Genomic DNA, 24,067 nt, shown 5'->3' with positions numbered 1-24,067 from the left:
TCCCGAACTCAGCAGTGAAACGATGCATCGCCGATGGTAGTGTGGGGTTTCCCCATGTGAGAGTAGGTCATCGTCAAGATTAAATTCCGAAACCCCTATCTGCGTATGCAGGTAGGGGTTTTGTTTTTGGCGTCCCTGTAGGAGCGAGCCCGCTCGCGATGGTCTTTAACGATGACACTGGCTGTCTGATGCCGCCGGGTGTCCAGAAGTTTTTCGCGAGCAGGCTCGCTCCTACAAGGTCATTGTAAAAAAAATCACATAAACCTGACTCGCGTTGGGCTGTTGGACCTGTGTTGGATAGACGGCAGTCGCACCAGCTACCTAAACTGTCAGCAGATTTTTGGGATCGGGGCAGTGGATGAATCGCAATGAACTTCGCAAGGCGGATATCAACCTGATGGTGGTATTCGAAACGCTGATGCTCGAACGCAATGTCACTCGGGTGGCGGAGAAGCTGTTTCTCGGTCAGCCGACCATCAGTTCGGCGCTCAACCGCTTGCGTGCGATGTTCAATGATCCGCTGTTCATACGCGTTGGCCATCGCATGGAGCCGACGGCACGGGCCGAGGAGATCATCAGGCACCTGTCGCCGGCGCTGGATTCCTTGTCCGTGGCCTTGAGCCTGACCCATGATTTTGACCCGGCCAGCAGCACGATGTCGTTCCGCATCGGGTTGTCCGACGATGTCGAGTTCGGGCTGTTACCGCCATTGCTGCGAGCGCTGCGCCAGGAAGCGCCCAACGTGGTGTTTGTGGTGCAGCATGTCGATTACTGGCGGATTCCCGACTTGCTGGCAGCCGGCGATATCACGGTGGGTATCAGCCAGACCCGTGGCTTGCCGGCCAATGCCAAGCGCAAGTTGTTGCGACACATCCAGCCCAGCATTTTGCGCGCCGATGCCTCTGATACACCGCTGACCCTCGATGAATATTGCGCGCGACCGCACGTGCTGGTGTCCCATACCGCCAACGTCAGTGGCTATGCCGACGAGTGGCTGGCGGATATCGGTCGCACACGCCAGGTGGTGCTTTCGGTGCCGCAGTACAGTGCATTACCGGCCCTGCTTGCCGGCACCGACCTGATTGCCAGCCTGCCGGACTACACCGCTGAGGCGATGGCTGCATCGGGAATGCTGTTCAAGGAACCCTTTCCCTTCAAGACACCGACCCTGGATCTATCCATGGTCTGGCTCAGCCATGTCGATAGCGACCCTGCCGAGCGCTGGTTACGATCGCGCCTGGAGGCGTTCATGAGTGAGCGTGCCGTATTGCCGCTGCCCGAATGAACAGGGTGGCGCTGTGTTATATGTACGACCTTTCCACCCCACTTACAGGAACCCACTCATGCCTCACCTGCACATGGAATACACCGCCAACCTGACTGATCTGAATGCCGAAGTGGCATTGATGCGGTTGAACAATACGCTGGTGGCTTCCGGTCAGTTTGCTGCCGAATTCGACATCAAGAGCCGCGCGATCAGGGTCGAGGCGTTCAAGGTCGGTACTGCATTGGCTGAACGGGCGTTCGTGCATGTGAAGCTGGCACTGTTGAGTGGTCGTTCCGCACAGATCAAGAAACAGCTGTCTGAAAGCCTGCTGGCGGTGGTGCAGGACGTGTGTGAGTGGCCGAGCGGCGTTGAAGTCCAGTTGTGCGTGGAAATTCTCGACATCGATCGCGATTCCTACAGCAAGACCGCCATCAGCAACTGAGTTTCAGGCCGTTTCCTGCTCGACACAGGCCTGGATCACCTGCGCTCGCAGCCAGGTGTTGGCGCTGTCCTGATCGACACCCTGGTCCCACTGCATGTCGAGGGTAAAACCCGGCAAGCCTTCGGGCGCTTCACAGTGATTGAAGGTGTCTGCACTGGCCAGCAGTCGCTGAATGCGTCGGGGCAGGGTCAGGGCATAGTCGGTGCCGGTAATCAGCTTCAACGCTGCGCTGTAGCTGTTGGCGCGTGCGACGATCTGGCGCTGTTGAGCCTGCTGCGCTAGCCAGCCGTCGACCATGTTGGTGGCGGACGTCCAGGGTGTCGGGAACACGTGTCGACGTTCGACATAGGTTTGCAGGCTCAAGCGTGGTTCTGCCGGCGTGGCGCGTTTGTCGAAAACACACACCAGGTCATCTTCGAGCAGCGTCTGCGATTTGAAATCGACGTGACTGCGATGAAAGTTCGGGCCGAAGCACATCACCAGGTCGAGGCTGCCTTCGCGCAACGCTTGGGCAGGGATATCGGCCTGGAGTTTGAACACATTGACCATCACCGGAAGATCGGCGAGGTCGAAGGTTTTCAACAAGCGCGGCAGGATCAGTTGCTCGAAATATTCCGGGGCGCAGATGTTGAAGGTCACGGGTTGCAGGCCTGGGTCGAACGTGGGTAAGCCGGCGTGACACAGGTTGATGCTTTCGAGGATTTTCAGCACGTGAGGGTACATCGCGCTGGCCTTGCCGGTGGGCTGCATGCCGCCGGTGCGAGTATTGATGAACAGTTCGTCCTCAAAACTGGCGCGCAATTTTTTCAGGCAGTAACTCACGGTGGACTGGCTGACGCAAAGCGTCTCGGATACGTCGGTGACGCTGTTCTGCTCATACACGGCGACGAACACCATGAGGTCCTGCATGTCGAGCTTTCTAAGCGAATTACTGTTCAGCATCCATTCCATCTCGCTGCGTCCCTTGCGCTGACCGTGTGCAAGGGTGGTGAATTATCCTAGCGGAATGGGCGAGCAGGGAGAATGCCTTGCAGGACGTTTCGCCCAAGGCCGTGTCAGCCCTGGACCATCGCCGACACGGCGCGGCGGCTGGACATCAATAGCGCGAACATGCCGAGGCCCACCAGCACCGCGCCGGTCATTTCCAGCGGCAGCGGCGTCTGGTGTCCCCATAGCCAGTGGAACAAGGTGATGAACAGCGTGCTCAGGTAGATGTAGGAAATCACCGAGGACGGCGCGATCACGCCGATGGCCCGGTGCAGCAGCCAGAACGTCGCCAGGGTGGCGAACACTGCCAGGTACATTAGCCAATAGAAGTCGTTGAGCGTCAGTAATGATGCCGAACGCCAACCGCCACTCAATCCACAGAACACCAGCAGAAACAGCGCACCGAACAGCATGTTCCAGAACGTCATGGACACCGGTCCGCGTCCCTTGAGGCTATTGGCTTTCAGGCGCTGGCTGAGGGGGGCGTAGAGCGCCATCGCCAAGCAACCGATGCCGTACACCGTTAATGCATAGGGCGATGGCAACTCGCCGGGGCCGGTGCCTTTCATGATCAACAACACCGCCCCGGCAGCGGCGAGCAGCATCGGCATAATCCGTTGTTTCAGACGGCTGTCAGGTGTGAGCACGGCTTCGAAACCCAGGGTCATCAGTGGCACCAGCGTGAACATCGTCCCGGTGTTGACGGCCGAGGTGTAGCGCAACGCTTCGAACAGCGAACCGAAGTACAGCGCCAGCAGCAGGCCGAGCACCGCGTGACCAAACAGTGCGCGGGCGGTCATGACGGCATCGCCTTTGAGCAGCAACAACGGCAGAAACACCAAAGCGCAAAACAGCAGGCGTAAACCCGTCAGCAGGATCGGGTCGATGGCCTGGCTGACTTGCGCCGCCGCGGAAAACGATGCGGCGATCAACAAGGCCCAAAGCAGCATGCTGGCGTGAGCGACGGCGAAAACGGTGGTTTTCATGGCAGGCTCCGGGTCAATGGATGTGGCGGGCGTAGTGCCTTGGGTTGAAGCGCAAAACCATCAGCATCATCAGTGCCATGACCGCCGTGAGCGACCACCAGGCCCATTCAAAGCTGCCGAGCTGGTCGCGGATGATCCCCGCCAGCAGCGGCGACAGGCCGGCGATCAAGTAGCCGATGCCTTGCACGAATGCGGTCAGGCCGCCAGCACGCAATGGATTGTCCAGATGATCCAGCGATACGATCAGGCTCATCGGGAACAGGCCGCCAATGCCCAGCCCCAGCAGGCATGGCCACAGCAGGCTCAAATGCCGTGGGCTCAGAATCAGTCCGCAGAAACCGGCGATGATCAGTGTCAGCAATACCATCAGCACGACGCGGCGGTCGCGGCTGCGGTTGGCGATGACGGGCGTCAACAGACCCGACAGCACTTCCATGGCGGTCAAAAAACCGAGCAACAATCCGGCGTGTTGCTCGCTCCAGCCCTTTTCCACGTAGTAAGGCGCCAGCCAGGCCAGAACACAGGTGTAGGACGCAGTGCCCAGGCCAAAGAAAATCGCGAGTAACCACGCGCGGGAATTGGCAAAGTACGAACCTTTGCCGGATGCCCTCGAGTCCAGTGTTGGCATCCCCGCGCTTTGGCTGCGCCAGAAGAGCAATGCCAGCACAGCGAGAACGGCCCAGATCGCCAGGCCCATACGCCAGCTGCCGGTACGCTCCATCACCAGCGGCGCAAAGGAAGCCCCCATGGCCGCACCGCCCATGATCGATGTGACGTAGAGCCCCATGCACAGCGCAACGTGGTCGCTGAAGCGGGATTTGATCAACGCTGGCATCAGGGCCTGGATCAGGGCGATCCCGACACCGGCCAGCACCGCGCTGAGGAGCAACTGCGCGGCTGAATCAAGGAACAACCGCGAAAGCGTGGCCACGCCGATGATCAACAATGAGAAGACTACCGTGCGTTGATCGCCGAATCGCTGACTGACGCGCAGGCCGACAAACATCGCCAGCCCCATGGCCGTCACCGGCAACATTGTCAGCAGTGAAGCCTGGCTGAAGCTCAGCGCAATGTCGTCGCGAATCGCTGAGAGCAGCGGCCCGACAGCGGCCATGGAAGGGCGCAGGTTCAGGGCAACCAGGACAATGCTGAACATGAGCCATAGGGCAGGGCGGGAAGTGGCTCGGGTGTTTTCCATGATCGGACCTTGATGAATAGGCGGGCGATTAAGGCGCGCGAGGCCCGAAGGGCGCAAATCAGAAAGTCCGGGGTGGTATTTAGAAATCAAATACAGGCCTTCTCCCCACAGAGGGCAGCACAAAACCGCCAAATGTTTAGCCAGACGACATCCAAGGTTCTTCAAATCCTGATTTAACGACTTAAGCCATCGTGTGACGCTGCGGGTCATCTGTTTTCTGCGGTTCTCTCTATGGACGGTTGGCCAGTCGCAATCCACTGCAAGGCATCCAACGGCGTTCGAGCGTCGAGCCTTGGTCGTCGATTCACGCCTGCCACCGCGCCAAACCTCTCTGCACTTCCTTCTGAACTGGCTTTTTGGGCGCTGTGGCATTGCCGCCATGCGCGCCCGCCGGATTCCTGCTTTTTCCGTTGATTGTTCCTACCTGTTCCGCTTGATGGCGGGATTAAAGTGCGGGTGCTTTTGCGTACCCGTCTGACACGGAAAAAGAGAGTTCCCATGAGTTGTGCCACGACCTCGTTTGCCACCCGGCAAGAAGCCCTGACCTTTCTGGAGCAGAACCCGGATATTGAAATGTTCGAGCTGTTCATCCTCGACAACAACGGTGTGCCGCGGGGCAAGTTGCTGCATCGTGACGAGTTGTTGGCGGTGTATGAAAGCGGGCGACCATTGCCAAGCACCATCCTCGGCCTGACCATCAACGGTGATGACGTGGAAAACTCCGGGCTGGTCTGGGATGTCGGTGATATCGACTGCCGGGCCTACCCGATCAGCGGCAGCCTCACGCGTATGCCGTGGCGTCTGATACCGACCGCGGCCGTGCAGGTCAGCATGCACCCAACGGAGGGAATGCCCGCCACTATTGCCGATCCCCGTCATTTGCTGGCGAAGGTCATCGAGGGTTTGCAGGCAGACGGTTATTACCCGGTCATGGCGGCGGAATTGGAGTTCTACCTGCTGGATCAGCAACGCGACAGCAATGGCCGGCCGCAACCGGCACGGGATGTCGATGGCGGGCGTCCGTACGGCACCCAGGTCTATGGTTTACGCGAGCTTGAACAGATCGAGCCGTTCCTGGCCGATCTCTACAGTGCCTGCAAACTTCAGGGGATTCCGGCGCGCACGGCCATTTCCGAATACGCGCCGGGGCAAGTGGAGATCACCCTCGAACACCGCACCGACGCACTACAGGCGATGGATGAAGCGGTGCGCTACAAGCGTCTGGTCAAAGGCGTGGCGCACAAGCACGGTATGACAGCCTGTTTCATGGCCAAGCCTTTCGATGACCTTGCCGGCACCGGGATGCACATGCACGTGAGCCTGGCGGACAAGGACGGCAACAACCTCTTCGCCAGCGAAGCTGCGGATGGAACGCCGCTGCTCAAGCAGGCCGTCGCCGGCATGCTCAGTACCTTGCTCGATTCGCTGTTGCTGTTCTGCCCCAACGCCAACTCCTACCGTCGATTCCAGGCCAACAGCTATGCGCCCCTGGCGGCCACCTGGGGCGTGGACAATCGCACCGTGAGCCTGCGCGTACCTGGTGGGCCTGCGTATTCCCGGCACATCGAGCATCGAATCTGTGGCGCAGATGCCAACCCCTATCTGGCGGCTGCGGCGATTCTGGCCGGTATTCATCGCGGTATCCGCGAACAACTCGATCCTGGTGCGCCGGTGGAAGGCAATGGCTACGCCCAGGCCACGAAACTGTTGCCGACAGACTGGCTGACCACCTTGCGATCACTGGAAGGTTCGAGTTGGGCCAGGCAAGCCTTCGGCGGTGAATTCCTCGGCGTCTACCTGGCGGTGAAACGCGCTGAGTATCGTCAATTCATGGGGGAGGTCGGTGAGCAGGACTGGCGCTGGTATTTGCATCAGGCCTGAGTCGAATCTGAATCGGGGCTGAACCATTCTCAAATAGTCTGAAAGTTTCAGGCGGACTTAATAAGCCAACTAATTGTTGGCTTATTTTTCACAAAAAATTGATTGTTGGCTTCCTAAAATTAGAGCTGTCTCGGTAAATGAAATTTTCACATTTGCCGTAGACACTTATTTTCAGGATCCGCCAAATATCATGCTTAATATTAAAGCCGTGCGCCCCGAATGGGTGACACTGATTGCCAGTGCACTTTTGTTAGTTGGCTTCAATTTTGTACTCTGGCAGCACCTGTTCGAAATCACCGCATCCGATGGCAAAGGCATCGTCATGCGCGCGGCCTTCGGGGTGATGATCTTCGCGGCCTTCAACATTGTGCTGACCCTGCTGGCATTCCGGCCGGTGCTCAAGCCGCTCCTGACCCTGCTGTTCATGACCAGCGCGGGCGTGGTTTATTTCATGAGCCAGTATGGTGTTTTGATCGATACCGGCATGCTGCGTAACTTCGCCGAGACCAATGCAACGGAAGTGCGTGACTTGCTGTCGCTCAAGTTGTTTGTTTATATTTTACTGCTCGGCGTTTTGCCGTCCTGGCTGTTGTGGAAGACACCGATTAATTATCGTCGTTGGCACCGTGAACTGCTCAGTAAAGTTGTGGTGACTTTTGCCTCGGCAGCAGTCATTGGTGGAGTTGCACTGGTTAACTATCAAGGCCTGTCTTCGTTGTTTCGCAATCACCACGAGTTACGCCTGATGGTGGTGCCAAGTAACTACATTGGTGCCTCGGCTGGCTTCTTGCGCGAGCAGGTTGCGTCTGCACATCAACCTTTTGTGAAGCTCGGTGAAGATGCCCGGCGCAATCCAGCCTGGCAAACTCACGGGCGCAAATCCCTGACGGTACTTGTCGTGGGTGAAAGTGCCCGGGCGGAGAACTTCGGCATTCTTGGCTATAGCCGCGACACCACTCCCAAGCTGAGTAAGGAAGACGGCCTGATCGCTTTCACCGATGTGCACTCCTGCGGTACTGAAACCGCCGTATCGGTGCCTTGCATGTTCTCCAACATGGGGCGCAAGGACTACAACGCCAGCAAGGCAAAGAACGAAGAAGGCCTGTTGGACGTGCTCAAGCATGCGGGTATCGACGTGATCTGGCGTGACAACCAGTCAGGCTGCAAAGGTACGTGCGATCGCGTCACCCTTCAGGACGTCAGCAACCTGAAGGACCCGGCGCTGTGCGCCAACAGTGAATGCCGCGATGAAATCCTGCTGCAAGGGCTGCAGCATTTCATCGATACCCTGGACAAGGACACGGTATTGGTATTGCACCAGATGGGCAGCCACGGTCCTGAGTACTTCAAGCGTTATCCGAAAGAGTTCGAGCGCTTCACCCCGGTTTGCGAGAGTAATGCCCTGAACAATTGCAGTCGCGAAAGTATCGTCAATGGCTACGACAACACCCTGGTCTATACCGACCATGTACTGTCGACCTTGATCGATCTGCTGCGCAGCAACCAGGACAAAGTGGATACCGCGATGCTGTATCTGTCGGACCACGGCGAGTCCCTGGGTGAATACAACTTGTTCCTCCACGGCACGCCCTACATGCTGGCACCGGAGCAGCAAAAGCATGTCGCCATGTTTGCCTGGTTCTCCGACAGCTATAAAAAGTCGTTTGCGCTAGATACCCGCTGCTTGCAACAGAGCCGTGAAAAGTCCCTCAGCCAGGACAACCTGTTCCATTCGATGCTTGGGCTGCTGGAGGTCGACAGCAAGGTCTACCACCAGGATCTGGACATGTTTGCCGGATGTCGTCGTCCAGTGACAGACGGCGTGTTGGCCAAGGAATGATCGCCTCTGACTCTGTTTCACGCAGCGGCCGTCGACCTGGCTTTTGACAGGTGTTGGCCGAATACGGTGATTCTCGCGACGGTTCCAGGTGCTGGGTAAGACCGGCTAGTTCGGCTTTGTAGGACTATTCTTTATGTCGCGCAGTAATTTTCGCTAATGCTCTTGTTCAGTGGATGCGCGGAAATCGCCGGGGGCGATATATACTGCGCGCCATTCTTCAAGGGAGAGCCGTGTGGCCATCGATATTCACTGGATTCGCGACAACGATAGCCTCGGACGGTTGTGTGCCGAGTGGCAACAGTTGCCATTCGTTGCCCTCGACACCGAATTCATGCGGGTCGACACCTTCTACCCAATCGCCGGCCTGCTGCAGATCGGTGATGGCGTTCGCGCCTATCTGATCGACCCGCTGACCATCGACAACTGGCAGCCATTGGCCGCTTTGCTGGAAAACCCTGCGGTGGTCAAAGTTGTCCACGCGTGCAGCGAAGACCTCGAAGTCCTGCTACGCCTGACCGGCAGCCTGCCGGCGCCGCTGTTCGATACGCAACTGGCTGCCGCTTATCTGAACCTTGGTTTTTCCATGGGCTATTCGCGGCTGGTGCAGGAAGTGCTCGGCATCGACCTGCCCAAGGGGGAAACCCGTTCCGACTGGCTGCAACGCCCGCTTTCCGAAACCCAGATCAGCTATGCCGCCGAAGATGCCGTGCATTTGGCTGAAGTTTTCGTAAAACTGCGTCCAAAGCTTTCCGACGAGAAATACGCCTGGGTCCTGGAAGATGGCGCCGAACTGGTGGCCAACCTGCGCCGCGAGATCGATCCGTACGAGGTCTATCGCGATGCCAAGCTGGCCTGGAAGCTGTCTCGCGCCCAACTTGCCGTTTTGCGTGAGCTCTGCGCCTGGCGTGAAAAGGAAGCCCGGGCCCGCGACCTGCCGCGCAACCGGATCATCCGCGAGCATTCGTTGTGGCCACTGGCGCGTACGCAACCGGATAACCTCGGCGCGCTGGCGAAAATCGAAGACATGCACCCACGTACCGTGCGTCAGGACGGCGAGTTTCTGCTTGATCTGATCAAGCGCTCTGGCAGTGTGTCGCCTGATCAGTGGCCGCCAGCCGTGCCGGAGCCGTTGCCGGTGGATGCTGCTGCGCTGCTCAAACAAATGAAGGCCATAGGTCAGGCCGAAGCCGAGCGCCTGAACATCGCGCCGGAACTGATGCTGCGCAAGAAAACCCTGGAGGCGCTGCTCAAGAGCGGCTTCCCCAATGGTCCCTACCAATTGCCTGATTCGCTGCGTGGCTGGCGCCGCGAATTGATGGGCCAGGCGCTGCTCGACAGCCTGGCCACCGCCGGAGAACAGCCTTGAAACGTATTTGCTCCATCTACCGCAGCTCGAAAAGAAACGAAATGTACCTGTATGTGCTCAAGAGCGATGCTCTGGAGCGCGTACCGGATACCCTGATGGCAGCCTTCGGCAAGGCCATCCACGCGTTCGACCTGGTGCTGAGCCCCGAGCGCAAACTGTCGCGCGAGGACATCACGGTCGTGCTGGAAAACCTCGAGAAACAGGGTTATCACCTGCAAATGCCGCCTGCCGAAGACGAGTACATCGAGCACTTGCCGGAAGAATTGTTGCGTCGCAACGATCCGATGTGAGCGGCAGACAGACTCTGTTCAGAGTGGTTATGAAACACTGATTGATTTTAGCGATGGCAGCATCGACGGAGCACTGCTCTGTCGGCGGCCGTCTGCACTGTTTTTGAAAGGTTTGAAGCATGCGCGTCCTGATTGCTGAACACGACCACCCCGTGTACGCCCAACTGTTGCGCGAGGCGGCACCGGACCTGGAGGTGCTGACCAGCGGTGATTCCGCCGAACTGGCCAGCCAGGCCGCCGATTGCCCGGTGTGGCTCGGCCAGCCTGATTTGCTGGCGACCCTGTTACGCCAGGGCCATCAACCGCAATGGCTGCAATCGACCTGGGCCGGCATCACGCCGCTGCTGGCCGATGGCTTGCCGCGGCACTATCGGCTGACCCGAGCAGTCGGAATCTTTGGCCAGGTCATGGCCGAGTACGTGCTCACGTACATGCTCGGTCACGAGCGTGAAGTGCTGGCGCGACTGGTCAGCCAGGTCGAACGCAAGTGGGACAGTCGCCAGGTCCAGAGCCTGGCGGGGCGCAGGGTGTTGATCGTCGGCACCGGTGATATCGGTCAAAGTGTCGCGCAGTTCCTCGTCCCGTTTGGCGTCGAACTGTATGGCGTTGCCAGCAGCGCACGGGAGCAGGCACCGTTTATCGAAGTTGGTTCGATGGCGGATTTGCCGCGGCTGGTCGGTGAAGTCGATTACGTGGTCAATCTGCTGCCGAACACGCCGGACACCCACGATGTCTACGACGCGACGCTGTTCAAGCAATTCAAGCCGACCGGGTTGTTCATCAACGCCGGACGCGGAGTGGCGGTGGTCGATGCGGATCTGGTGGATGCCTTGAAGGAAGGGCATCTGGCGGGTGCAGTGATCGATGTGTGCCGTCAGGAACCCTTGCCCCAGCGTCATCCGTTCTGGACGGCCTGGGGCCTGCTGCTGACCGGCCACAGCTCGGCACCGACTTCGCCTTCGATGATGGTGAAGCTGTTTGTCGAGAACCTGCGAGCTTATGAGGCGGGAGAGGCGTTGCGCGGGGAAGTGGATTTCGATCGCGGGTATTGATTCGCCGCAATCAAAAATGTGGGAGCGGGCTTGCTCGCGAATGCGTTGTGTCATTCAACATATCTTTGTCTGACACGGCCTCTTCGCGAGCAAGCCCGCTCCCACATTGGTTTTGCAGTGTGGCTTAGAGGGTGAAGTCACCTTCAGCCGCCAACTCGCTCAATGGACGACGCGGGCTGGGTTCTTCACGGGCTTGCAGATAATCCGCCAGGCTCGCCTTGTCCCCCAGCTTGCCCACCGCGACGGCGGCGTGCAGGGCGTAGCCTTCAGGAATGTTCAGTGTCTTGCGGGTCAGCTCCTGGTCGAAGCCGGCCATGCCGTGGGTGTGCCAGCCGCTCAGGCTCGCCTGCAAGGCCAGGTGACCCCAGGCGGAGCCGGTGTCGAAGGTGTGCCACAGGGCCGGGGTTTCTTCGGCTGCGCCAGGCGCAACGAAGGTGGTTTTCGAAATCACGATCACCAGGGCCGAAGCATGTTGCGCCCAGCTGCGGTTGAATTCGTTCAACAGGCCCAGGTAACGCTCCCAGTTCGGCGTGTCGCGACGTGCGTAGAGGAAGCGCCAGGGCTGCGAGTTATAGGCCGAGGGTGCCCAGCGGGCGGCTTCGAAAAAGCTCAGCAGGGTTTCCTCTGGGATCGTTTCGCCGGTAAAGGCGCGGGGCGACCAGCGATCGGTGAACTGAGGGTGAATGGCGTAATCGGCAACGCGTGGGTTGGCACTCATCAAGAGATTCCTTGCTACGTTTGAAGGTGGGAACGACGCAAAACCCTACTTGGCAGCGCAAAAACTGACAAGCCCGTTCTACCGACAGTCGCCAATGCTTGGCCCAAGGGGCTTCGGGCACTAGACTGGCGGCCTTTTCACCACCTGATGTCGATGCTCGAACCATGGCCGCCAAAGTAGAACCGTTCTGGATACGCAAGACCCTTGATCAACTCGATCAGGAGGAATGGGAGTCGCTGTGCGACGGTTGTGGATTGTGCTGCCTGCAAAAGCTTGAAGACGAAGACGACAACAGCGTCTATTACACGCGCATCGCCTGCAAGTTGCTGGACCTGAAAACCTGCCAGTGCACGGACTATCCCAATCGCCGTGACTCGGTGCCGGACTGTATCCAGCTCACGCCGGGCAAGGCCGACGAATTCAAATGGCTGCCACCGACCTGCGGCTATCGCCTGGTCAGCGAAGGCAAGGACCTGCCGTTGTGGCATCACCTGGTGTGCGGTGATCGCGATGCCGTTCATCACGAGCGGATTTCCCAGTCCGGGCGCATGCTCGCCGAAGGCAGCGTGCCGGAAGATGATTGGGAAGATCATCTGATTTTCCGCGCAGGCTGATTGCCTGAGGTTCAACGTTTCACGAAGGAGTGTGTATGGCTGTGGGATGGCGGCAGGCGTGGATCCTTGGATTACTGGCCGTGAATTCGCCGGCATGGGCTGCGAACAAGGTCAATCTGGATTACCACGTGCGCCTGTTGCCGCAGAGCGATCAGGCCGAAGTGCGCCTGACGCTCGCCCAGGGCTCGGCGGTACGCAGCCTGGATTTCGACCTTGGCGACGGCAGCCACTACAGCGATTTCAAGGCTGACGGCCAATGGCAACTGACCCCCGGCAAAGCGGCGCGCGGTGTCTGGCGTCCGGCTGCGGACAAGGCCAGCCTGACCTACCGCGTGAGTATCAGCCACGGGCGCAAGAGCGGCAGCTTCGACACGCGCATGACGCCAGGCTGGGCGTTGATGCGCGGCGACAATCTGGTGCCGGCTGCCAGACTCGATCAACAGGACGGCATCGAACTGGTTTCACGTCTTGAGTTCGAGCTGCCCGGTGGCTGGAAAAGCGTTGAAACCGCTTGGCCACGAATCGGCCCGAATAAATTCCGTATCGATAACCCTTCCCGACTGTTCGACCGGCCTACCGGCTGGATGCTCGCTGGTGAGCTCGGCAGTCGCCGCACTCGTCTGGGCGAGACCGAAGTCACAGTCGCCTCGCCGCTGGGGCAGGGCATGCGCCGTATGGATGTGCTGACGCTGCTGACCTTCGTCTGGCCGCAAGTGCAGGCGCTGTATCCGCGACACCCGGGCAAACTGCTGATCGTCGGGGCCAATGATCCAATGTGGCGCGGCAGCCAGTCGGCGCACGAGTCGATCTATCTCAACAGTCGCCTGCCGTTGGTCAGCGAAAGCGGCACCAGTGCCCTGGTCCGTGAGTTGGCCCAGATGTTCGGGCGAATCAACGGCACGCAGCGCAGTAACTGGATCAGTGAAGGCTTTGCCGAGTATTACGCTATCGAACTGGTGCGCCGGGCCGGGGGCATGAGCGATGAACGCTACGAGAGCCTGCACGGCAAGCTGGTCAGTATCAGCCAGAAAGTCACCACGCTGCGCGGTGAGCGGATCAACCCGGCGCAGGTGGCCAGGGCAGTGGTGTTGCTGCAGGAACTGGATCGCGAAATTCGCCTGAAAACCCATAACAAACGTTCGCTGGACGACGTGTTGCGCGGGGCGATGCGGGAGGGGGATATCGATACCAAGGCGTTTGTTCAGCTCAGCGAGAGCGTGATCGGTGGTTCTTCAAAAGTGCTCAGTACCGAGTTGATTCAGTAACACCGCCATTCGCGAGCAAGCCCGCTCCCACATTTGATCTGTGTCGTACACAAAACCAATGTGGGAGCGGGCTTGCTCGCGAAGAGGCCGGTAGCCTCGGTGCAATTCCTGGATCAAACCCCGGCTTTCGGCGACTTCAAGGCGTCATTGCCGGTAACGCTGGCGGTTTTGGTCGCCGCCTCGGCATTGGCCTTCAGCGTCTTCAACTCTTCACCCGCCCGCTGAATTTTCGCCCGCACGTTGTTCATGTCCTGACGGCTTTTCTCCAGCAGGCTTTTCGCCGAGCTGTGACCGGTAATGCCGCGCGCCAGGGCCACGCCGCCGATGGCCACCTGGACCAGGCCAAAGATCCCGCCACGCCGCAGTCCCTTGCCCACCATCACCACGCCGCCGGCCAGGGAGCCAATGCGTTCCCAGCCCTGCACGTTTTGCTCGGAAGGGCTCTGGAACGGGGTGGATTCGATACGCTCGACGGGTTTGAGTTCGCTCATGGTCTGTCTCCAGGCTTCAGTGATCGATAGTCAAACTGACAGCCTGGGCGGGCAGCTCGTTCAATCGGATGTGTGGCGATTCAGCGGAATTTTGGCCCGGAGCGGGTATTGAGCCCCTTGGACATGCGGTCGTAGAGCACGACGTTGACCGTGGCGGCCAGGTTCATGCAACCGGTGGTCGGAATGTAGACCACGTCTTCGCACCAGTCGCGAATCTCTTTATCCAGCGATCCGTCTTCCGGGCCGAAGATGTAGAGCGCGCGATCCGGGTGGGTGTATTCCGGCAACGGGCGGGCGCCCTCGACCAGTTCCACGGCGACGGGCACACAATTGAGGGGCAGGATTTTCTTCAGGTCGTCGATGCCGATCAGCGGGATGTCGTAGTGCACGCGCTTGGTATCGGTGACGAAGTCGGCGGCGCGCTCATAGCGCTTGCCGGTGTAGAACACCGACGCCACGCCATAACAGCCAGCGGCGCGCATCACCGAACCGACGTTCTCCGGTGATTTGGGGTTATACAAACCAATGCAGCTGTACCGTTTGTCTGCCACGAGCGGGGTGCCTTTCGGGAAAAAAGCGGGATTATACGGGGAATGGGGCGGGGGTGTTCGGTTTGAGATTGGCGGTGTCGAGGCGATTGTTTTCGCGAGCAAGCCCGCTCCCACAGTTGACCGAGGAGCCCATGCGGACGCGGATCAATGTGGGAGCGGGCTTGCTCGCGAAGGGGGCAGTTCGGGCGCTGAAGATTTTCAGTCTTCTTTTTTCATCAATCCCGCCAACGCAGCAAACGGGTTGTGCGTAGCCTTGGCAATTTTCGGCGTGCTCAGCGAGCCTTCGTCGAAATACTGCTGGTCGGTATACCGCGAGTGCTCGTTATCGTGGCAGTACAGGCACAACAACTCCCAGTTCGAGCCGTCCTGCGGGTTGTTGTCGTGGTTGTGGTCGCGGTGGTGCACGGTCAGTTCGCTCAGGCGCTTGCCGGAGAACTCACGGGCGCAGCGGCCACAGACGTGCGGGTACATCTTCAGGGCCTTGTCGCGGTAGCCCATTTCCTTGTCGCGCTGGTTGTCGGCGAGGATGCGATCCAGCTTCGAAGTGTTGGTCGGGGTGGACGAACTCATGGGTTCACCTTTGTAGAAAGACTAATGACGGTTATAGGGTGAAGTTTAGCCTAGCCCTTGAGCTTCTCGGCAATCCAGATGGTGTGGCGGGTGCCCTTGTTGCCGTGGGCGAAGACCTGCACTTCCTCGGCCTTGAAACCCGCCTTCTTCAGTTTGTCGGAAAACTGCCGGTCAGCGCTGGCCGACCAGACGGCCAACACGCCTTTTGGTCTCAGGGCCTTGGCGCAGGCACTGAGGCCTGCGGCGGAGTAGAGCCAGCTGTTGGCTTTCTGGGTCAAACCTTCGGGACCGTTGTCGACGTCGAGCATGATGGCATCGAAACCCTGTGGCTCGGCCTGCAGGACTTTGGCCACGTCTTCCATGCGAATCACGGTCCGCGGGTCTTGAAGCGGGTTTCCGGCTTTCTCGCCGAGTGGCCCGCGATTCCACTCCACAACGCCAGGCACTAATTCAGCGACCACCACTTCGGCAGTCTTGCCCAGGTGCTTGAGCGCCGAAGCGAGGGTAAAACCCATGCCCAGGCCGCCGATGAGCACCCGTGAACCCGGCCGGCCGGCGACCTTGCGACACGGGATCTCGGCCAGGGCATCTTCGGAGCCGTGCATGCGCGTGTTCATCAATTGTCCGCCGTCGCCGCCCTGGATCTTGATGACAAAATCCTCGCCGTATTCGAACAGGCACAGGGCGCCGCCGTTTTCAGGGATGGGGGTGGTGTCCAGCAGAACGAAACGTTTCATGGGGCTCACTTGAAGAAAATTGGCAGAACTCGGGAGGGCAAACAGACGCAGTTGGGAGTAGCCTGTTTATGACGACAAGGCCAACGGAGCCATTGATGAAGCGCACCATTCTAACGGTCATTGCCCTGGCCGCGCTCTCGATAACTGCAGTGCAGGCGCAACAGCTGCAATCGATTCCCGTCAGCCCCGCGCCGATACCCGGTTCGCCCGGCACCGCGACGCCCACGCCGTACCCGCAAATCAGCCCGGCGCCTTTGCCTAAAGTCGGCCCCGGCAGTAGCGGTCCGCCGTTGGTGCCGATTGAAATGCCCAGCCCGCCGATCAAGGACCAGCCGATACCGGGCCTGGAGCCCAATCCGCCGAAAACCAAATCGCCGGGCGGCTAGACCTGCTGCGAAAGCAGTTGACCGTCGGCCATGCGCAGTCGTTTGGAAAGGGAAACGGCGAGGGCGCGGATGATCTTGGCGGCGATTTTCGGTGCGTCGTTGAGCATCTTTTCCAGCGAGTCCTTGCCCAGGTTGAGCAACTGGCAGTTGCTTGCGGCCACGCAACTGGCCGAGCGCCGTTCGCCGTCGAGCACGGCCATTTCACCGAACGAGCGGCCGCTGCGCAACGTGGCGATGGTGACTCGCTGCCCGTCAGCGTTGGTTTTCTGCACCGCCACCTGACCGGTATGGATGATGCACATGAAACTGCCGGCATCGCCCTCCTGGAAGATTTCCTCGCCCTGGGCAATGGTGCTGATACTGAAGTAGCCCGAAGCCGCGGCGAAGTCGGCTGGCTGCAGTTGATTGAACAGGCCGCAATCCATCAGCCAGTCGCGAATTTCGTTGTTCAGAAAGGTTGGTTCAGACATGTCGTCACGGTCTTTTTTGTGATTGTCGCTGACTTGAATTCACCGCAAATCCCTTGTGGGAGCGGGCTTGCTCGCGAAGGGGCCGTAACATTCAGCAGAGATGTTGACTGACACACCGCCTTCGCGAGCAAGCCCGCTCCCACAGGGGTTTTGTGTTGTATCGGCTGCCGGTGTACGCAATTAAGACCGGCACGCCGCGCCAGGTTCCTCAGGCCATGCCCAAAACCTTGAACAAAAATGCATATTCGAGTGCTACGTCACGCAATCCCTGATATCGACCGCTCATCCCACCATGCCCGGCACCCAATTCAGTCTTGAGCAGCAGGGGATTGCTGTCGGTCTTGGTCGCGCGCAATTTCGCCACCCACTTGGCCGCTTCCCAATACTGCACGCGGCTGTCGTTGTAACCGGCGATCACCAGGGTGGCCGGATAAGCTTGCGCGGTGACATTTTCATACGGGGCGTAGGCCTTGATCCGATCATGGACGTCCGGCTCTTCAGGGTTGCCCCACTCGTCGTACTCCGTCACGGTCAATGGCAGATCAGGGTCGAGCATGGTGTTGAGTACGTCGACGAACGGCACTTCGGCGATGGCGGCGCCAAACAGCTCCGGCCGTTGGTTGAGCACCGCGCCGATCAGCAAGCCACCGGCGCTGCCGCCACTGATAGCCAACTGCGGTGCAGTGGTGAAGCCTTGGGCGATCAGGTGTTCGGCGCAGGCGATAAAGTCGCTGAAGGTGTTGTGCTTGTGCTCCTGTTTGCCGGCGCGATACCAGGCTTCCCCCAGTTCGCCGCCGCCACGCACGTGGGCAATGGCAAACGCCATGCCGCGATCCAGCAGACTCAGGCGCGCGTGGGAAAACCATGGGTCGAGGCTTTCGCCGTAGGCACCATAGCCGTAGAGGTACAGCGGCACGGGTTTGCCCAGGTCTGCGCGCTTGATCACCAGGCTGATGGGCACTTGCGTGCCGTCCGGCGCAGTGGCCCACAGGCGTTGGCTGACGTAGGCGTCGGCATCGAACGGGCCGAGCACCGGGGTTTGCTTGAGGACTTTCTGCTCGCCGGTCGCCAGTTCAAGCTGGCGGATTTGCGCCGGACGGTTCAACGCTTCGTAGCGCAGGCGAATCCGGTCGCTTTCGAACTCCAGGCTGTTTTGCACGTGCAGGCTGTAGGCCGCATCCGGCAGTTGCACACGATAAGGCGCCAGGCTTTGTGGGTGAACTTCAATGACCGGCAAGCCGCCAACCCGCAGGCTCAGGGTCATGGCCCCGGTGTTAAGGCTGATGCCGTCGATCATCACCGTGTCGCTGTGGGGGATCAGGTTCTGCCAGTCGGCTTCGGTGGGCGCGGCGCCGGTATCGACGGCCGTGTACAAGGCGAAATTGATGCCGTCACGGTTGCTGCGAATGAACCAGGTCCATTGACCGTCGAGTACGCCGTGGTCGACGTCGTACTCATGCTCCTCGACCCGTGGCGCGATGCAGGCAAAGGCGTGCTGCGGTTGGTTGGCGTCAAGCACCCAGGCTTCGCTGGTGGTCTTGCTGCCCACGGACAGCAGCAATTGCTGCTCGGAGCTGGAACGGTAGCAATGCATGAAGAAGCGCCCGTCCGGCTCATGGAACACTTCTTCGGCCGCCGTACCGTCCAGTCGATAGCGATACAGCTTGTGCGGACGATGGGTGTCATCCAGTTCGCCAAAGAATAGCGTCAGGCTATCGTTGGCCCAGGTCATGCTGCCGTCGCAGTCCTGGAATTCCAGCTCGCTGACACGGCCGTCGGACAATTCCTTCACGAACAGCGTGTAAATCTCCTCGCCGCTGGAGTCGATGCTGTAGGCCAGACGCTGGTGGTCCGGGCTGATGCTGAACGCCCCGAGCGAAAAGAAACCACCCTTGGCCAGTTCGTTGGGGTCCAGCAGCAGTTGTTCGCGGCTTTCGTCGAGGGTCAGGCTGTCATCGGCCGGACGCGGGCAGCGGTAGTGCCTGGCGTACTCATCGCCTGCCGTGGTGCGGGTGTAATACAGATAGGGGCCCCATGGCGAGGGCAGGGACAGATCGGTCTCGAGAATCCGCCCCTTGATCTCTTGGAACAGGGTTTCGCGCAATGCGGCCTGGTCGGCGGTTTGCACTTGCTGATAGCTGTTTTCGGCTTTCAGGTAGTCGAGCACTGCCTCGGTGTCGCGCTCTTGCAGCCAGGCATACGGGTCGGAGCCTTCAGCCTTGTGGGCAATCGGAGCGTCGTGAATGTTGGCGGATAGGGGCATGAAGGGCTCTCGAGCAGTGTACGGAATAGGGGCTTGGCAACCTGTGGGAGCGGGCTTGCTCGCGAAGGCGTTGGGTCAGTCAATATCATTGTTGAATGATAAGCCGCATTCGCGAGCAAGCCCGCTCCCACATGGATAGCGCCCAACAGTCAGGCATTGATGCAGCCTGATGGGCGAAAAGCCGTTATCATAAGCGCCTCTTTGCCTGCCTTGCCATGGACACCATGACCGAGAACGACTATCTGATCGCTTGGGGCCTCTACGCCTTCGCCGCTTTGGGCTGCCTGTTGGTGTGGATGCGCTTGACCCGCTGGATGTGGCGTTGGCTGCGTGAGCCGCTACGGCTGGCGATGGTCGTGCTGCTGTTCAGCCCGACCATCATCGACCCGGTCAAGGATAAAGTCGCACCGGCTCTCGCCATTACCGCGCTCGACCTGCTGTTCAAGGTCGGCAACAACGCCTGGCGGGCGATTTCCGATCTGTTCATGTACGGCATGATCGCGTTCGGCTTCTATCTGGTGCTGGTGGCGATCCGTTTCCCCATCGAGCGTGCCTCCAATGCCCGCAGGGAACAGGCTGCCGCCGCCAAAGCCGCCGTCCGTGCCGACGAGCCCGAGGACGATCAACCGTTCGGCGGTGCCGGCGATGATCGTTACGGTCGTCCGCCCGTGCCGAGCACTCCTCAGCGGATGCGAGTCGAACCCCGTCTGTAACCTTGCCCCCTGCGATTGAGCGAGAGTCCGAGCATGTGTGAGTTATTGGGCATGAGCGCCAATGTCCCGACCGATATCGTGTTCAGCTTCACCGGGCTGATGCAGCGCGGCGGACGCACCGGCCCGCACCGCGATGGCTGGGGCATTGCCTTCTATGAGGGCCGTGGGCTACGGCTGTTCCAGGACCCCGCGGCGAGCTGCGAGTCGGAGGTCGCGAACCTGGTGCAGCGCTATCCGATCAAGAGCGAAGTGGTGATCGGGCACATCCGCCAGGCCAACGTCGGCAAGGTCTCCCTGTCCAACACGCATCCGTTCGTCCGTGAGCTGTGGGGGCGCAACTGGTGTTTTGCCCATAACGGCCAGTTGGCGGACTTCCAGCCAGTGGCCAGTTTCTATCGCCCGGTCGGCGATACCGACAGCGAAGCAGCGTTTTGCGATTTGCTCAACCGTGTGCGTGCGGCGTTCCCCGAGCCGGTCGAGGTCGAAGAGCTGCTGCCTGATCTGGTGGCAGCGTGCGCCGAATACCGCAGCAAAGGCGTGTTCAACTGCCTGCTCAGCGACGGTGACTGGCTGTTCTGCTATTGCTCGACCAAGCTGGCGCAAATCACCCGTCGTGCACCGTTTGGCCCGGCGCGCTTGAAAGATGTCGACGTGATCGTCGACTTTCAGGCCGAAACCACGCCTAACGATGTGGTGACCGTCATCGCCACCGAACCCCTGACCGAAAACGAAACCTGGACCCGTTACGAACCGGGTCAATGGAGCCTGTGGCGACGCGGCGAATGTGTCAGCCAGGGCCAGACCGAATAAGGACTCCTTGCATGTTGCTCAGTTATCTACGGCTGGTGTTGTTTGCGGCGGGCCTGTTGATCGGTGTCCAGGTACCGGGCTTCATCAGCGATTACACCAAACGGGTCGAGGCCCACCTGATCGAGGCGCAGGCCAGTCTGAGCGGCTTCCAGAACACCGCCAATCAGTTCTTCAAGGGTGACATGCAGGCTCTGGTCGCGCATTACCGCGCCAGCGAAGACCCGATCTTTCGCAGCGACGCCGACAGCCTGGGCAACCTGCTGACCCGTCAGGTGGCGCTGGACAAGCAATTCCAGGCGATGCAGGGCCCGTGGTACATCCGCTTCCTGCAAGTGGTGCTGGCCGCCGATCCGGATATCCGCAAGGAAACCTGGAATGGCTACAGCTACCAGATCCTGTTGACGCCCGAAGCGATGGTCTGGGGCATGAGCGGCGCCTTGCTGCTGTCGTTCGGGATCGAGTGCCTGTTCCGACTGATCGACTGGGTGGTGCTGGGCGGCAAGCGTCTGCGCCAGAGCCGGCCGATCGAAGAGCGGGATTTGCGCGGTTTGTAACCCCGTCGAACGTCGAGGAGGCGGCAAGCCGGCTCCTCGGTTGATTACCAATCTATCGAATAGCTCATGCTCAAGGTACGGCCTTCGGCGTTGGGGTATGGCGCTTTGGCGTTGGCCTGGGCGAACAGGTTGACGTACGTGCGGTTGGTCAGGTTGTACACCCCGCCTTCCAGGCGACCGACCGGCAAGTACACGGAGCCGAGCAGGTCCACCAGCGTATAGCCTTCGATGTCGCGCCCGTTGTTGTCCTTGGCCGCAGCGTCGTAACTGGACAGGTGCATGCCTTGCAGGCGCAGGCTGTAGTCGTCTTCGGTGTAGCCGACGAATAGCGTGGTCTTGGCCGGTGAAATACGTGTTGCCGGCAGATCGATCCATTTCCCGTTCTGCTGGGTCTCGCCCTTGGCCCAGGCATAGGTACCACCCACCGACCAGTGATCGGTTGCGCGGTAGGTCAGGCTGTTTTCGATGCCGCGAACCCGCTCCTTCTGATTGATCAGACGCAAGACACGGCTATTGGCATCGTAGAACTGGGTCACGTCCGAGGTGTTTTCATAGACGGTGACGTCGGCCTGCCACCGGTCCCAGTCACCGCGCCAGCCCAGCTCATAGCTGTCGACCTTGATGGCCTGGGCGTTGAGGCTCTGGATGTCGAAGGTGCTGCTCACGTCACGCAGGAAGCGCTGGATGTCCGGCAGCGAAAAGCCCTGGCTGAAATTGGCGAAGACGTCCTGATGCTCACTCAGGTGATAGACCGCGCCCAGGTTATAGAGCGTGGCGTCGTATTTGAGGGTGTCACCGGGCAGGACGGCGCGTACGCCGGTCTGCACGATCTGCCCGTAGGCGATGCTGTCGGAGACCTCGCTTTCGATCCATTCGCGGCGCACACCGCCACGCAAGGTCCAGTCCCCGATGTCCCAGGACATCTGCCCGAACAGCGCCTTGGTGGTGGTTTCGATATCCGGGCCCATCTCGTAAGTGGTGCCGGTCTTGGTGTAGGTCAGCCCTTTGAGGGTGTATTGGTCACCACGCTGGCGGGAGCGTTCGTGATCATAGTCGGCGCCCCAGACCAGGTTGCCTGTGGCGCTGCCGATGGCCGGCAACGGCGTGTCGATGGCCGCACGCAGGCCGTAGACATCCTGCACGCTGTTATTGTCGGCGATCCCGGCCTTGCCTCGCGACAGGTCCGGGAAGAACAACGCGTCGGCCCGGCGCCAGTAACTTTCCAGTTGCAGGCCCTGGCCGTAGAAGTCGTTGTCGGTGTAGTTGAGGTTGGCCGCCTGGTTATGGGTATAGGGTTGGTCATCAAGTTTCAGCCCTTGGACCGCCACGGCTTGCTGCGGGTTTTTCGGGTCTTTGGTGTAGCCGGTGTCCTGCTGATCCTTGTAGTCCTGCAGCGACAGGCTGAGTTTTTTGTCGGCATCCAGTTCGTAACCGAAACGACCTTGCAGGTCATAGGTTTCGGTGTCCATGTTGCTGCCCTGGGACGTGTCCTGAGGGATGCGATTGCCGTTGCCGTCATACTGGTCGTTGCGCTGGGTCAGGTCGGCGGACACGTACCAGTCTAAGGCATCCTTGCGCCCGGTCGCACTCTGAAAGGCCTCGTAGGCGAAACCCTTGCTGTTGAGGTTGTTGCCGCTGGTCAGGCCCAGTTTGCTGCTGTAGGCAAGGTCCTGACCCTGATTGCGCTTGGTGATGATGTTGATGATGCCGCCTGAGGCACCGGCACCGTAAATGCTGCTGGCGCCGGAAACCACCTCGATGCGTTCGATACTGGCCGGCGCGATGCTGTTGAGCTGGCGGAAGTTGTCACGCGTGGCGTTCTGCGACACGCCGTCGATCAACACCAGCATGTTGCGCCCGCGCAGGGTCTGGCCAAAGTTGCTCATCCCGCCGCTGGACGGCGCCAGTCCGGGAACCAGTTGCCCCAGAATGTCGGAGACCCGACGCCCCGCGCCACTCTGCTCGCGGATCTGTTGCTCGTCGATCACCTGGACCGAGCCAGGAATCGAGGCAATGCTCGCTTCGCTGCGAGTCGCGGAAACGACGGTGGCTTGCATGTTCAATGTGCCGGGTTGCTGGTCGCTGTCCTCGGCCCAGGTCTGGACGCTGACGGAGCCGAGCAACGGAATCAGCAAGGAAAGTTTGGTTCGGGTCATGAGGTGGTCTTTTTTTAGTCGTGATAAGTGTGGCTAGGCAAATTTGCGGGGCCGGATGTGGAGGTGAATGAGCGCACCCGGCGGATCCCGAGGGCAAAACCCTGCTGGCTTGAAAACACGGTGTTGGCGATCAGTGCCTAGGTGATGGGGAACAGTGCGCCTTGCCAGATGCCCCGGAGACGAGAACCCCCAGCCATTCGTAAGCCAGCGCCGTGGCCGCCAGTGTCAAGGCGCAGAGCCAGGCAACGCTCTCGATGAGACGCAAGATATAAGCGGGATCAGATGCTGGAAGCAGCGCAGCGCGGCGGGCGCCGGTGCATAGCTCAAATGGTCGGGGGTGATGCGGCGAGACTGGAAGGCCTGAGTGCCGAAGGCTTCGCTCCAGTGTGAGAGCAGTTGCTGCTGTCTTTGCGTGAAAGCGCGCATCAAGTCCGATTCCTTCTGGACAGTGGTTTAGCTG

At 59.9% G+C, this 24,067-nt stretch carries 24 protein-coding genes and 1 pseudogene; 13 read left to right on the top strand and 12 right to left on the bottom strand.

The window, feature by feature from the left end; translation table 11 throughout:
• The first annotated feature begins 358 nt into the window (after positions 1–358).
• Both KGB29_RS10935 and KGB29_RS10930 read left to right on the top strand, forming a co-directional pair.
• Complete coding sequence (locus KGB29_RS10935; protein ID WP_150815309.1) at positions 359–1,285, top strand: LysR substrate-binding domain-containing protein; 927 nt, start codon at positions 359–361, stop codon at positions 1,283–1,285.
• 58 nt (positions 1,286–1,343) lie between these two features.
• The gene (locus tag KGB29_RS10930) at positions 1,344–1,709 is read left to right on the top strand and encodes a 5-carboxymethyl-2-hydroxymuconate Delta-isomerase (protein ID WP_090453683.1); all 366 of its coding nucleotides are present in this window, start codon (positions 1,344–1,346) and stop codon (positions 1,707–1,709) included.
• Between the two features lie 3 nt (positions 1,710–1,712).
• Here the strand turns inward: KGB29_RS10930 and KGB29_RS10925 are convergent, their stop codons facing one another.
• From KGB29_RS10925 to KGB29_RS10915, 3 genes are all read right to left on the bottom strand, one after another.
• Positions 1,713–2,651, bottom strand: coding sequence for a LysR family transcriptional regulator (locus tag KGB29_RS10925; RefSeq protein ID WP_150815308.1), 939 nt, complete (start codon positions 2,649–2,651; stop codon positions 1,713–1,715).
• A gap of 113 nt (positions 2,652–2,764) precedes the next feature.
• Positions 2,765–3,682 (bottom strand): DMT family transporter, encoded by a 918-nt coding sequence (locus KGB29_RS10920; protein WP_150815307.1) that lies wholly within the window; start codon positions 3,680–3,682, stop codon positions 2,765–2,767.
• A gap of 13 nt (positions 3,683–3,695) precedes the next feature.
• The gene (locus tag KGB29_RS10915) at positions 3,696–4,880 is read right to left on the bottom strand and encodes a cyanate transporter (protein ID WP_090453687.1); all 1,185 of its coding nucleotides are present in this window, start codon (positions 4,878–4,880) and stop codon (positions 3,696–3,698) included.
• 498 nt (positions 4,881–5,378) lie between these two features.
• On the opposite strand from KGB29_RS10915, the gene KGB29_RS10910 reads away from it, so the two are divergent.
• The 5 genes from KGB29_RS10910 to KGB29_RS10890 all read left to right on the top strand — a co-directional run bounded on the left by KGB29_RS10910 (position 5,379) and on the right by KGB29_RS10890 (position 11,309).
• Positions 5,379–6,761, top strand: a complete 1,383-nt coding sequence (locus KGB29_RS10910; RefSeq protein ID WP_154947932.1) for a glutamine synthetase family protein — start codon at positions 5,379–5,381, stop codon at positions 6,759–6,761.
• Between the two features lie 190 nt (positions 6,762–6,951).
• Positions 6,952–8,601 (top strand): phosphoethanolamine transferase, encoded by a 1,650-nt coding sequence (locus KGB29_RS10905; protein ID WP_150815306.1) that lies wholly within the window; start codon positions 6,952–6,954, stop codon positions 8,599–8,601.
• A 232-nt stretch (positions 8,602–8,833) separates the two neighbouring features.
• The gene (gene rnd, locus KGB29_RS10900; protein ID WP_090453691.1) at positions 8,834–9,967 is read left to right on the top strand and encodes a ribonuclease D; all 1,134 of its coding nucleotides are present in this window, start codon (positions 8,834–8,836) and stop codon (positions 9,965–9,967) included.
• A complete protein-coding gene (locus KGB29_RS10895; protein ID WP_057716006.1) occupies positions 9,964–10,257 on the top strand; it encodes a YcgL domain-containing protein in 294 nt (97 codons plus the stop codon). The genes rnd and KGB29_RS10895 overlap by 4 nt, the downstream gene beginning before the upstream one ends.
• 119 nt (positions 10,258–10,376) lie before the next feature.
• Positions 10,377–11,309 carry a D-2-hydroxyacid dehydrogenase gene (locus tag KGB29_RS10890; protein WP_154946951.1) on the top strand — a complete coding sequence of 311 codons (933 nt, stop codon included), beginning with the start codon at positions 10,377–10,379 and terminating at the stop codon, positions 11,307–11,309.
• 124 nt (positions 11,310–11,433) lie between these two features.
• Here the strand turns inward: KGB29_RS10890 and KGB29_RS10885 are convergent, their stop codons facing one another.
• On the bottom strand, positions 11,434–12,027 hold the full coding sequence (locus KGB29_RS10885; protein WP_154860806.1) for a nitroreductase family protein: 594 nt from the start codon (positions 12,025–12,027) through the stop codon (positions 11,434–11,436).
• A 164-nt stretch (positions 12,028–12,191) separates the two neighbouring features.
• Here KGB29_RS10885 and KGB29_RS10880 point away from each other — a divergent pair, with 164 nt between their 5' ends.
• Together KGB29_RS10880 and KGB29_RS10875 are read left to right on the top strand one after the other, a co-directional pair.
• Positions 12,192–12,641 carry a YcgN family cysteine cluster protein gene (locus tag KGB29_RS10880; protein ID WP_008015986.1) on the top strand — a complete coding sequence of 150 codons (450 nt, stop codon included), beginning with the start codon at positions 12,192–12,194 and terminating at the stop codon, positions 12,639–12,641.
• Positions 12,642–12,676: 35 nt separating this feature from the next.
• Positions 12,677–13,906 carry a hypothetical protein gene (locus KGB29_RS10875; RefSeq protein ID WP_154946950.1) on the top strand — a complete coding sequence of 410 codons (1,230 nt, stop codon included), beginning with the start codon at positions 12,677–12,679 and terminating at the stop codon, positions 13,904–13,906.
• A gap of 113 nt (positions 13,907–14,019) precedes the next feature.
• On the opposite strand, the gene KGB29_RS10870 is transcribed toward KGB29_RS10875, so the two are convergent.
• The 4 genes from KGB29_RS10870 to KGB29_RS10855 form a co-directional block, all read right to left on the bottom strand.
• Positions 14,020–14,397, bottom strand: coding sequence for a DUF2892 domain-containing protein (locus tag KGB29_RS10870; RefSeq protein ID WP_154910877.1), 378 nt, complete (start codon positions 14,395–14,397; stop codon positions 14,020–14,022).
• A gap of 80 nt (positions 14,398–14,477) precedes the next feature.
• Positions 14,478–14,948 carry an RNA methyltransferase gene (locus tag KGB29_RS10865; protein ID WP_007993783.1) on the bottom strand — a complete coding sequence of 157 codons (471 nt, stop codon included), beginning with the start codon at positions 14,946–14,948 and terminating at the stop codon, positions 14,478–14,480.
• Between the two features lie 198 nt (positions 14,949–15,146).
• Entirely contained in the window at positions 15,147–15,518 is a 372-nt protein-coding gene (locus tag KGB29_RS10860; protein ID WP_007898702.1) for a YajD family HNH nuclease, read from the bottom strand.
• A gap of 50 nt (positions 15,519–15,568) precedes the next feature.
• Positions 15,569–16,255 (bottom strand): spermidine synthase, encoded by a 687-nt coding sequence (locus KGB29_RS10855; RefSeq protein ID WP_154860803.1) that lies wholly within the window; start codon positions 16,253–16,255, stop codon positions 15,569–15,571.
• Between the two features lie 95 nt (positions 16,256–16,350).
• On the opposite strand from KGB29_RS10855, the gene KGB29_RS10850 reads away from it, so the two are divergent.
• Entirely contained in the window at positions 16,351–16,641 is a 291-nt protein-coding gene (locus KGB29_RS10850; RefSeq protein ID WP_057716000.1) for a hypothetical protein, read from the top strand.
• On the opposite strand, the gene KGB29_RS10845 is transcribed toward KGB29_RS10850, so the two are convergent.
• Positions 16,638–17,111 (bottom strand): Crp/Fnr family transcriptional regulator, encoded by a 474-nt coding sequence (locus KGB29_RS10845; protein WP_057715999.1) that lies wholly within the window; start codon positions 17,109–17,111, stop codon positions 16,638–16,640. The two genes, KGB29_RS10850 and KGB29_RS10845, sit on opposite strands and share 4 nt — an antisense overlap.
• Positions 17,112–17,319: 208 nt before the next feature.
• Positions 17,320–19,374, bottom strand: a complete 2,055-nt coding sequence (locus KGB29_RS10840) for a S9 family peptidase (protein WP_154946949.1) — start codon at positions 19,372–19,374, stop codon at positions 17,320–17,322.
• Positions 19,375–19,589: 215 nt separating this feature from the next.
• On the opposite strand from KGB29_RS10840, the gene KGB29_RS10835 reads away from it, so the two are divergent.
• The 3 genes from KGB29_RS10835 to KGB29_RS10825 are packed head-to-tail and all read left to right on the top strand — an operon-like array spanning position 19,590 to position 21,451.
• The gene (locus tag KGB29_RS10835) at positions 19,590–20,087 is read left to right on the top strand and encodes an MFS transporter (RefSeq protein WP_154860800.1); all 498 of its coding nucleotides are present in this window, start codon (positions 19,590–19,592) and stop codon (positions 20,085–20,087) included.
• Positions 20,088–20,120: 33 nt separating this feature from the next.
• A complete protein-coding gene (locus tag KGB29_RS10830) occupies positions 20,121–20,897 on the top strand; it encodes a class II glutamine amidotransferase (RefSeq protein WP_090453698.1) in 777 nt (258 codons plus the stop codon).
• Positions 20,898–20,908: 11 nt separating this feature from the next.
• Positions 20,909–21,451: a DUF2937 family protein gene (locus KGB29_RS10825; protein WP_057715995.1), complete on the top strand. Its 543-nt coding sequence runs from the start codon at positions 20,909–20,911 to the stop codon at positions 21,449–21,451.
• Between the two features lie 44 nt (positions 21,452–21,495).
• Here the strand turns inward: KGB29_RS10825 and KGB29_RS10820 are convergent, their stop codons facing one another.
• Together KGB29_RS10820 and KGB29_RS10815 are read right to left on the bottom strand one after the other, a co-directional pair.
• Positions 21,496–23,607 carry a TonB-dependent receptor gene (locus KGB29_RS10820; RefSeq protein WP_150814874.1) on the bottom strand — a complete coding sequence of 704 codons (2,112 nt, stop codon included), beginning with the start codon at positions 23,605–23,607 and terminating at the stop codon, positions 21,496–21,498.
• A 14-nt stretch (positions 23,608–23,621) separates the two neighbouring features.
• A pseudogene (locus KGB29_RS10815) lies at positions 23,622–23,884 on the bottom strand (MFS transporter); the annotation flags it as partial.
• Positions 23,885–24,067 lie beyond the last annotated feature (183 nt).

Origin of the sequence: Pseudomonas sp. BF-B-30, from assembly GCF_019956305.1 — a bacterium.
GTDB classification, from domain to species: domain Bacteria; phylum Pseudomonadota; class Gammaproteobacteria; order Pseudomonadales; family Pseudomonadaceae; genus Aquipseudomonas; species Aquipseudomonas jessenii.
Note: the sequence above shows the minus strand (reverse complement) of the source record. Positions and strands in the feature narration are given on the sequence as shown.